Origin of the sequence: Nitrosomonas sp. Nm34 (genome assembly GCF_900113925.1) — a bacterium.
In the GTDB taxonomy this organism is placed as follows: Bacteria; Pseudomonadota; Gammaproteobacteria; order Burkholderiales; family Nitrosomonadaceae; genus Nitrosomonas.
This window is the reverse complement of the sequence record NZ_FORD01000089.1, coordinates 1-7535: the sequence shown is the minus strand read 5'-3', so window position 1 is coordinate 7535 and position 7535 is coordinate 1. Positions and strand designations below refer to the sequence as shown.

General features: G+C 45.4%; 9 protein-coding genes and 1 pseudogene. 6 read left to right on the top strand and 4 right to left on the bottom strand.

Going from position 1 to position 7535, the window contains the following annotated elements:
* Positions 1 to 365: transposase (locus BM283_RS16610; RefSeq protein ID WP_139225323.1), on the top strand; the 365-nt coding region annotated here is incomplete at its 5' end.
* A gap of 154 nt (positions 366 to 519) precedes the next feature.
* On the opposite strand, the gene egtD is transcribed toward BM283_RS16610, so the two are convergent.
* Positions 520 to 1494, bottom strand: a complete 975-nt coding sequence (gene egtD / locus BM283_RS16605; RefSeq protein ID WP_090695117.1) for an L-histidine N(alpha)-methyltransferase — start codon at positions 1492 to 1494, stop codon at positions 520 to 522.
* Complete coding sequence (gene egtB, locus BM283_RS16600; protein ID WP_090695115.1) at positions 1491 to 2774, bottom strand: ergothioneine biosynthesis protein EgtB; 1284 nt, start codon at positions 2772 to 2774, stop codon at positions 1491 to 1493. Before egtB ends, egtD begins: the two co-directional genes overlap by 4 nt.
* Positions 2775 to 3297: 523 nt before the next feature.
* Here egtB and BM283_RS16595 point away from each other — a divergent pair.
* The 3 genes and pseudogenes from BM283_RS16595 to BM283_RS20190 all read left to right on the top strand — a co-directional run.
* Complete coding sequence (locus BM283_RS16595) at positions 3298 to 4368, top strand: PD40 domain-containing protein (protein ID WP_090695113.1); 1071 nt, start codon at positions 3298 to 3300, stop codon at positions 4366 to 4368.
* 125 nt (positions 4369 to 4493) lie between these two features.
* A complete protein-coding gene (locus BM283_RS16590) occupies positions 4494 to 4898 on the top strand; it encodes a hypothetical protein (protein ID WP_090695111.1) in 405 nt (134 codons plus the stop codon).
* Positions 4899 to 4919: 21 nt separating this feature from the next.
* Positions 4920 to 5135 (top strand): annotated as a pseudogene (locus BM283_RS20190) (ISL3 family transposase); the annotation flags it as partial.
* A gap of 39 nt (positions 5136 to 5174) precedes the next feature.
* Here the strand turns inward: BM283_RS20190 and BM283_RS20185 are convergent.
* Positions 5175 to 5549 (bottom strand): hypothetical protein, encoded by a 375-nt coding sequence (locus BM283_RS20185; protein WP_254776416.1) that lies wholly within the window; start codon positions 5547 to 5549, stop codon positions 5175 to 5177.
* A gap of 32 nt (positions 5550 to 5581) precedes the next feature.
* A complete protein-coding gene (locus BM283_RS20180) occupies positions 5582 to 6013 on the bottom strand; it encodes a transposase (RefSeq protein WP_254776415.1) in 432 nt (143 codons plus the stop codon).
* Positions 6014 to 6388: 375 nt separating this feature from the next.
* Between BM283_RS20180 and BM283_RS16580 the strand changes: the two genes are divergently transcribed.
* Together BM283_RS16580 and BM283_RS16575 are read left to right on the top strand one after the other, a co-directional pair.
* Complete coding sequence (locus tag BM283_RS16580; RefSeq protein ID WP_175492202.1) at positions 6389 to 7288, top strand: cytochrome-c peroxidase; 900 nt, start codon at positions 6389 to 6391, stop codon at positions 7286 to 7288.
* Positions 7289 to 7315: 27 nt separating this feature from the next.
* Entirely contained in the window at positions 7316 to 7501 is a 186-nt protein-coding gene (locus tag BM283_RS16575) for an IS630 transposase-related protein (RefSeq protein WP_090691850.1), read from the top strand.
* Positions 7502 to 7535 lie beyond the last annotated feature (34 nt).

Sequence of the window (7535 nt, the reverse complement as noted above, 5' to 3'; positions counted from 1 at the left end):
TCCATGGCGTAAAAGACTGGCATGCACGAGGTCGAACCAATGTGATTGGCGCTCTGATCGGAAAGACGCTGCTGACCATAAGTCTGTTCATCGCCAATATCACCGCTGACATTTTCTATGCGTGGATAACGCAGGACCTGTTGCCTAAACTTCTGCCCGCTTGCGTGATTGTCATGGACAACGCAACGTTCCATAAACGGCAGGATATCCAAACCGCCATTGCCAATGCCGGGCATACACTTGAATACCTGCCGCCTTATTCCCCGGACTTAAATGACATTGAACCCAAATGGGCTCAGGCCAAAGCCATCAGAAAAAGGGAAGGGTGTTCCATCGAGCAGCTCTTTGCCGCTTATGAAATTTAAATCATTTTATATGAGATCTGCTATACTGGCTAAAATAATACCTCCAATCATTTCTTCCCTTTTACAATTGCATGAAATTCTTCTCTGACCTTATTTTCCGGAAGATAAAATTATCCCCACTTCGAAGATTGGCGAGGGATCCCATGCAATGAGATTAACATGCGGGGATTTCAAAATACTGTACACTGAATAGTGCATCGGCATCAGTCCATAAGTAGACAGGTATAAAACCCGCCCGAATAGCGAGCGCCTGGAATTCCTCGATAGTGTATTTATAAGAGTTCTCGGTATGAATGCTTTCGCCTTTGGCGAATTCAATGGTATGTTGCCCGATGTGCACAGCTTGCCGTAACTGGCTGATCAGATGCATTTCAATACGACCCTTGGGCTCGTTGTAAAAAGCATGATGGGTAAAGCGGTTCAGATCGAAATCGGCGTTGAGTTCGCTATTAATACGTTGTAAGAGATTGAGGTTGAATTGTGCAGTAATGCCTGTCGCGTCATTGTAAGCGGCATCGAGAATGCACTGGCCCTTTTTTAAATCTACGCCAATCAGCATGCCTCCGCTCGGCCCCACGACGTCGGCGACCTGTGCCAAAAACTTGGCCGCATTATCTGGTTCAAAATTACCTATGCTTGAACCCGGAAAAAATGCCACGCGCTGTGAATCGGAAGGACAAAACGACAAGTCCAGTGGTTGGGTAAAATCGATACAGGTTGCATGCACGTCCAGCCAAGGGTAATCGGTTGACAGGTTAACCGCTGCTTTGCGCAGGTGATCCCCGGAAATATCCATAGGCACATAAGTTTGTGGTTGCAAGGCATCGAGCAATAGACGCACTTTTTCGCAGTTGCCACTGCCTGGTTCTATCAGCAAGCAATTGCGTCCGACAATGCGAGCAATCTCCTCGGCATTTTTCTCCAGGATACCCTGCTCAGTGCGCGTCAGATAATACTCGGACAATCCGGTGATCTGCTCAAAGAGCTGTGAGCCGCGCTCGTCATAAAAAAATTTCGGCGGAATCGACCTGGGGCGGTGTAACAGGCCATCAATCACCTCAACAAAAAAATCAGCTCGCTTGGGTTGATAATCATGAAACGCGATGGATGAGGCATTGCTGGTATTCATGATGTGATGTCCTCCGTCAGGCGGATCCCGCTGAATTGCCAGCGGTCCCCAGGATAAAAAAAGTTTCGGTAAGTAGCGCGTATATGATTTCGCGGCGTTACGCATGAGCCACCGCGTAATACCATCTGGCTGCTCATAAACTTGCCATTGTATTCCCCCAGCGCGCCTGAATCTGCCCGGTAACCGGGATAGGATGAATAGCTTGACTGGGTCCATTCCCAGACATCACCATAAAATTGGGTCAGCCCTTGTAAGCTGGCCGACATTGGCTGCAGGTAGCCAGCATCGCGCAGGTTACCGCTAATAAGTTGTTGGCGCGCTACGACTTCCCACTCGGCCTCTGTTGGCAGACGTTTATTGCACCAATTGGCATAGGCATGCGCCTCATACAGACTGACGTGCGATACCGGTGCATAAGCATCGAGCTTGCGCAATCCCCCAAGCGTCATTTCATACCAGTGCATATCCTGCTTTACCCAATACAACGGTGCTTGCCAGTGTTGAGTTTGCACAATCTTCCAACCATCAGACAGCCAGTAAGCCGGATGGTGATAACCGCCTGCATGCATGAATTCCAGGTATTCCTCATTGGTGACCAGACGCGAAGCGATGCGAAACGAGTTGAGATAAATCTTATGTCGGGGAGTTTCGTTATCGTATGCGAAATGCCCAGCAGCGTCAGCACCGATCTCATACACGCCACCAGGTTGTTCATGCCAGAATAACTCAGCGGTATGATTTCTATTACTGATTGGCAGCTCCCGGTACACCGGGCGCAGCGGATTATACGAAAAAATATGCTTGATATCGGTCAGCAATAATTCCTGGTGCTGCTGCTCATGATGTAGGCCGATGATGCAGCGCCGGATGATTTCAGGATAATCTGGCAGCGTTTCCTGTGCTAATAGCACCAACATAGCAGCATTCACATGCTGACGGTATGCGTATATCTGCTTTACCGTCGGACGGGAAAGCAGGCCTCGTTCCGGACGTGGATGATACGTTCCGATCTGTTCATAGTAGGAATTGAACAAGCGTGCATAATGTTTATCAAATTCCTGGTAATGCTTGAGGAATGGTTTGAGCAGGAAAGTCTCAAAGAACCAGCTAGTATGTGCCAGATGCCATTTAGGCGGGCTCACATCCGGCATGGTCTGTATGCCGTAGTCTTCGATTTCCAGAGGCGCACACAACGCTTCAGAATCTTTCCTCACCTGGGTGAATTCCTGGGGCAAGGCTGCAGCTTGGTCGGCTGTTACGGTAGAGAAGGCTAAACTCATTACACATCCTTGTGCATACTATGTTATATGGTACTGCCCCAATCTTTGAGCATAACGTATTAAATACAGCATCTTAATGCAGTGTTTCCAGACTAATTGCAACACTTTTGCCACACATACTACAAAGTCTATAGCTTTATGATTTCGATATCGCTAGAGGGTTCCTTGAGCCAGCGGTAGGTCATACTCCCCACTATTTCCGCAGCGACTTTTGCATCAGCCAGCTTCTGGCTCCAGATGACGATGAAGCTGACCTTGACGGCAGCTGTGCTAAGTGAGGCTTACCGCTAGCGCTATCGAATCAACTATCATTCGTTTTTTTTGTTTCATCACTACTTTGATAAGTCTTGAATTCAACCAATATAAAAATGCTTTATTGTTGCAAATGTCTCTACAAATATATTCCTTTAATCCTCTTGATTTGTGTAGTTATTGTGAATACCATTAAGCAAAACACTATAAAAAATAAGTACTTGCACTCTTATATATCAAGGTGAATTTATCTTTAGAGAAAAATTAATGCATGAAAGATAACCTTCTTATTTCAAAACATTGCTTTGTGTCGCTCGTGTTTATATTAGCGTATGATGTTTCTTATGCAATGCCAGGTATGCACGGGTCTGGTAATGGAGGTACTACAGATGCTCCACGGGTATCAAAGAGCATGAGCGAACCCATCAACTCACTCGGCGCAGAACTCGAGATAACCTACAGTGCAGATGGCAAAACTGCCACTTTTGTTTCAACCCGTGAAGGTAGCATCCAATCGCCGGGTACCCCTTACGACTTCGATATCTGGATGTCTCACTATGTAGATGGTGCCTGGCAATCACCCATCCATTTAGGACCTGACATTGACTCTATTATAGGGCCCAGCATTAACACGTCTTCCTGGGAGCTGGAGCCAAGTTTTTCCGATGATGGAAATGTGATCTATTTCACAAGATACGAGCCCGGTAATTTATTGTCAGGTGATCTCTACGTCGTTCAGAAAATTAATGGTGTCTGGCAATCAGCCAGAAACTGGAACGATGTGCCAGAACTGCCGAATATCAATACAATCACTGGCGAAGAACATTGTCCGATCATTGCTTCTGATAGTCTAATCTACTTTAGCTACCATCAGCCAGGCGTGACACAAGATAGCGATATCTGGAAAGTTGAAAAGAAGGATGGCGTATGGCAGCAGCCGGAAAGCTTAGGAACGAAAATTAATTCTCCTTACCGTGACCATATGCACTGGACCGGGCTGTCAAAGGACGGCAAGAGCTTAATCATTACCAGCATGCGATCTGACTTAAGCTCGAGAGGCGGACATGATGAGTGGATTTCATATCAAAATGCGGATGGTGAATGGCAAGAGCCATTGAATCTTGGCGATACCATCAATACAGCAGGGGAGGATATGTGCTGGACGTTTACTCCGGATGGCAAGAAATTTACGGGTAGTTGGGGACCACACGGGACTTATGATATGGATATCCGGTGGGTCTACAAGGACGATGTTCCCTTACTAAAGAACTTCGAACCTATTGGCCCGCCACCCAATCTGTTGATCAACAGTAAGGCGAAACCGGGCAGTGACAAGTCATAGCAACAGTAAATCTCAGGAATCTTGAGTGCTTTGACTCTTATAAGCGAAGATACCTAATGCTGCACAGCAGGGACCAAATGACCCCTTTATTCCTTCTATTTATAAAATAGAATAGGAGTTATATTGTGTTTAAGTATATAAAGCAATTAATAATTTTATTCTTTGCAATATTCCCCATAAGTTCAATCGCAGTTGATTTACAACTGGTTGACGGTATTTGGCAAAATGAATCAAGGGAGAAGCTTTATTATTCTATTCATCAGGATGGTAATACATTAGTTATTATTGACTTACCTTTACTAGGATTTACTGGGGACGTATTTAAAGCTACTTATGTTGGGTCAATAAAAGATATCTCGACAGAAAAAATAATAGTAAATCCAATTAGTTTTCCTGAAATTCCAATAAGTATTGTTTTTCATTCAGACACTGAAGCAACTATTGATTCATCTGGAGCTTGCCCCACCTGTATTACAATTTTCCCTTTTGGAAAACTTAAAAAAATATTTAAGGCTCTATATGAATTTTAGTGGGTATGGCATTATTGAATAATGAATAGTGAAACCTTGTTTAGTCTGGCTTTAGGCATTCAGTCTCCTTGGGAAGTTAAAGAAACAAAGTTTGTTCATGCTGAATCAAAGCGAAAAGAATGACACCTACAGATTGGTTTTGCAGTAGGGGCATGATTTGCAGATGAGGCAGGAAATCTTTGCTGTGTTTATGACACAGTAGAGCGGACATGGCAGCATCTTAACTTCTTTGAGCATACACAGCGGGGTCAAGTCTTGCAACACAATCTCCAATATCTAATTTTCTTCTGCTTTTTTAACAACCCGACTGACAGTAGCGTAATGCAATCCAAATTCATCCGCGATCTGTTTCATTGTGTAAGCACCCGTTTGGTATGCAGCCACAATCCCTTCATTTCTGCCGCTAAAAGATGAGTAATGAGAGAGTGGCTTAGCCTTCGCTCTTCTCTGAGCACGGGGGACTTCACTGAGATTTTTATCCGATGACACATGTTGCTGCATTTTTTTGACAAATGCATCGCTACCTAAATAGATCTGCCCATGTAAATTATCCCAGATACTCGGCAATACTAAGCCCGCTCGAACAAATTCGACATAACCAGCCATAGCTAGCTTCCGCTGGGTACCGAATTGTCCCAGAACCCAGTCCATTTGCAGCCATTCTGGGCAGCTGCTTTTCCCAATCATCGCTGGATAGCTACTCCAGAGCCAATGTTCAATTTTTTTACCATTCCTGCTCGCACAGGGTTTAGTACTACATAACGTGCAAGTTCAAGAAGATAACTCTCCTTTTCCACTAGAATCGCTTTATAACGCCCCTGATAAACATGCCCAATGCGATTGTGTGTCCGATTAAAAAATTGAGTATAGACGCCATTGAGCTGTCGCATCCCCTTGGATAAATTCGGCTCAACCGTTTGCACAACGATATGATAGTGATTATCCATCAGACAATACGCATAACATATCCAATTAAATCGTTTACAAACTTGGCCAAATAACACTAACCAGTAAGCACGATCAGAATCATCCAGATAAATCTCTTCCCGACGATCTCCTCGAGATGTCACATGATATAAGCCACCGGGCGCTTCGATTCTTAGCGGTCTTGCCATAGCAGGCTCCTCAATTTCAACGAATCGAAGAATAGCTCAATATTTGTATCAATACAAGACTTGACCCCTTTATTCTAAATGCTATCCCTGCCCGTACAGGATTCAATACCGCATAACGTAAAAGTTCAAGGAGATAGATTACTTTTTCCAATAGAATCGCTTTATAACACCCCTGATAAACATACCCAATATCACCTTTCGCATAAAAATGTATGCAAATGCATTATTGTATGCCATACCGCTATTCCGCTAGCATGCCCACGTAACAAGTAACAAGTAACAAGATCTACCAGTTTCATTCTATGCATTTCCTTTGCTTCAAATGAAAAGAAATGAATTTCTATACGTTTGTTACTCTTATTGGAGATGGGCATTATGATTCTTAAGGAAGTCCAAAAGTCTTTAATCGTTGCATCAGCCGCGGCGTTTCCGTTATTCTTTTCCTCTCTCAGCGCGAATGCAGCTAATCTTGGCGCGCTACAGCAGTTGGGTGAGCAAATCTTCTGGGACAAAATTTCCAATCCACCGCGCATGGCATGCGTTACCTGCCATGACCCGAGGGCTGGCTGGACGGGACCGCATTCCCAAACCAACCTTACTCAAGTGGCGATAACCGGTGCCAATCCACATACGATCGGAAACCGTAAGCCACCCACCAGTGCCTACTCAAGTTTCATCCCGCCATTTCAGGAAGGTGTGGTTGGCCTACCGTCCGGAGTACTGGGGGGTGCTTTCTGGGACGGCCGTGCAAAAGGCAATATTCCCGCCGGAAGCACTACTGACCCGAACAAAATTGGCGATGAGGTTTTTGCGGAAACAGCCGATCCTGCTGGGCTAAAAACTGCTTACGGCCAATATCGCGGGCCAACCGCCGTGCAAGCGCTAGGCCCTTTCGTCAATCCTGTCGAGCAGAATAAGGCAGATAGAGCCGGTGTTTGTCGACATGTTCAAAAGGCTCAGTATGCTCCCCTTTTCGAGCAGGCCTGGACCATTCCGATCACTTGCGATGATGCTCATGTCGATGTGAATTACAAGCGTATCGCGGTGGCAATGGCAGCCTTTCAAGACTCCGGCAAAGTCCATTCATTTAGCTCCAGGCGTGACCAGGCGCTCGCAGAAGATCCTGACAAAAAGTTTCCGTTAGACGGTTTAACTGAGCAGGAAAATCTGGGTCATGACCTGTTTTATACGGTGAAGATTGGCGGCAACATAATTAGCGGCCCCGCCCCCAACGGTAAGGGAGCCAATTGCGTGGTGTGTCATAATATAGCATAACCAGATAATTTTGATTATAATGTAAAGATGGCCTATTCATTAGATTTCCGCCGTAAAGTCCTGTCTGTCCGAAAGAAAGAAGGACTTACGATAGCCGAGGTGGCGGCCCGGTTTGATATTGGCGTGGCCAGCGTAACACGCTGGGTTAAGAACATCCATCGTAAACCTCAAGGGTTTCGCCAACGCAAGATTGATCTTGAGGTATTGCGCTAGGATGTTCGCGATTATCCTGATGCTTATCAGTACG

Coding starts and splice junctions, on each gene's coding strand:
- egtD (WP_090695117.1), bottom strand. CDS start 1,494: ATGAATACCAGCAATGCCTCATCCATCGCGTTTCATGATTATCAACCC.
- egtB (WP_090695115.1), bottom strand. CDS start 2,774: ATGAGTTTAGCCTTCTCTACCGTAACAGCCGACCAAGCTGCAGCCTTG.
- BM283_RS16595 (WP_090695113.1), top strand. CDS start 3,298: ATGAAAGATAACCTTCTTATTTCAAAACATTGCTTTGTGTCGCTCGTG.
- BM283_RS20185 (WP_254776416.1), bottom strand. CDS start 5,549: ATGGACTGGGTTCTGGGACAATTCGGTACCCAGCGGAAGCTAGCTATG.
- BM283_RS20180 (WP_254776415.1), bottom strand. CDS start 6,013: ATGGCAAGACCGCTAAGAATCGAAGCGCCCGGTGGCTTATATCATGTG.
- BM283_RS16580 (WP_175492202.1), top strand. CDS start 6,389: ATGATTCTTAAGGAAGTCCAAAAGTCTTTAATCGTTGCATCAGCCGCG.
- BM283_RS16575 (WP_090691850.1), top strand. CDS start 7,316: ATGGCCTATTCATTAGATTTCCGCCGTAAAGTCCTGTCTGTCCGAAAG.